General features: G+C 55.3%; 1 protein-coding gene. It reads left to right on the forward strand.

What is annotated here, in order from left to right:
• Positions 1–1,618, forward strand: a 1,618-nt coding sequence (locus tag ACO6V1_RS23865) for a hypothetical protein (protein ID WP_422469074.1), incomplete at both ends; no start/stop codon positions are given.

The following is a 1,618-nucleotide window of genomic DNA, read 5'->3' on the forward strand; positions in this document are numbered from 1 at the left end:
TTGGTTATCAACCGAGGATCAGGCAACGGGACAGCAAAACCTGGAAGTCGTAAAGGAGATCCTGGTTCGCCGTGGGAATACTCTGGTAGAACCACTGCTGACCGGCGTGACGGGCGAAGCAGTGGCGCTCGGAAATCAGGCATCAGAATCCACCGCGCTCAGAAACGCCGTGATGCCGTTCGTACAGGACCAGGTTCAGAAAGGTCACGTACTGGAACGGCTGGCCGCTTACGGAGTCGATGCGCTGGTAAACAGTGTCAGCAAGCATAAGGACGACCTTGCAGAGGATGTAAAAGCACTGACTCGTGCAAGCATGGACAAAGCCCTACCGGAACTTGAAGGGCTCCTGCACACAAGGTTACAAGCCTTGGCCGCCGCAATGAAAAAGGTGCCAGAGGATAAGCGTGACGTTGTGGCTGACTTGCGCCTGGCGGCAAAAGCTCAGAAGCCAGAGGAAAAGCCCGGCAGCGATAATAAGCAAACGACAGCGGACCATCAAAATCAACAGGATCACTGGCATGATGCCCGTCAGGCTGTTGCAGAGGAGCTGGGTAACCTGGCTGATGAAGCCGTCGACCTGGTCATTACACAAAGTGGTCAGTTGGAAGTGGTCAAGCCGATCCTTGAGGACAGTATTCGTGAGGTTATGGAGCTTTTCGTCAAAGAAGGGGCACTGTTTGTCGCGAGGCAGAACGGTGAACAATGCGACGACGTAAATGCCTTAGAGGGCGGCACGGCGCTGACCGAACAATTACCGGCGTTTCTGACCATAGCCACGGTTGAATTAATGGTTGAACTGCTGAGTGACCGTTTGCAATCCGGAGACTGGAAAACAGCAGTCGTTACCGAGATCACTGCCGGGGAGGAAACAGCAGACTCAGCCAAGATGATAGCCCGCAAAATAGACCGAATGCTGGGCGAAGGGCTTGCCGAGATGGTCAACGCGGTGGCCGATCAGGTGGAATCACTTCTGCAAAAACACCCATACATTACTGCCGAAGCTGTGCTTGGGGAATTGACCCGGCAAGGGATACACGACGGTGCTGCATGGGTAGGTGAGCTGGTGAATGGCCTGTTTGCCGGTGATGCCCGGGTCGTGTCCAGGGTAGTTGATAAGTTAACCGAACAGGCAGAGTCGCTGGTGCAGACCCTGGCGACTCACGGGCTTGGCTGGTTATCAACCGAGGATCAGGCAACGGGACAGCAAAACCTGGAAGTCGTAAAGGAGATTCTGGTTCGCCGTGGGAATACTCTGGTAGAACCACTGCTGACCGGCGTGACGGGCGAAGCAGCAGCACTTGGAAATCAGGCATTAGAATCCACCGCACTCAGAAACGCCGTGATGCCGTTCGTACAGGACCAGGTTCAGAAAGGCCACGTACTGGAACGGCTGGCCGCTTACGGAGTGGATGCGCTGGTAAACAGTGTCAGCAAGCATAAGGACGACCTGGCAGGGGATGTAAAAGCACTGACCCGGGCAAGCATGGACAAAGCCCTACCGGAACTGGAACAGCTTCTCCATAGACGGTTGCAAGCCCTAAGTACTGCGATGGAAAAGGGGGCAGACGATAAGCAAGGCGTTGTGGCTGACCTGCGCCAGGCGGCGAAAGCGCAGAAT

Source organism: Endozoicomonas sp. ALC013 (genome assembly GCF_049310205.1).
Taxonomy (GTDB): Bacteria; Pseudomonadota; Gammaproteobacteria; order Pseudomonadales; family Endozoicomonadaceae; genus Endozoicomonas.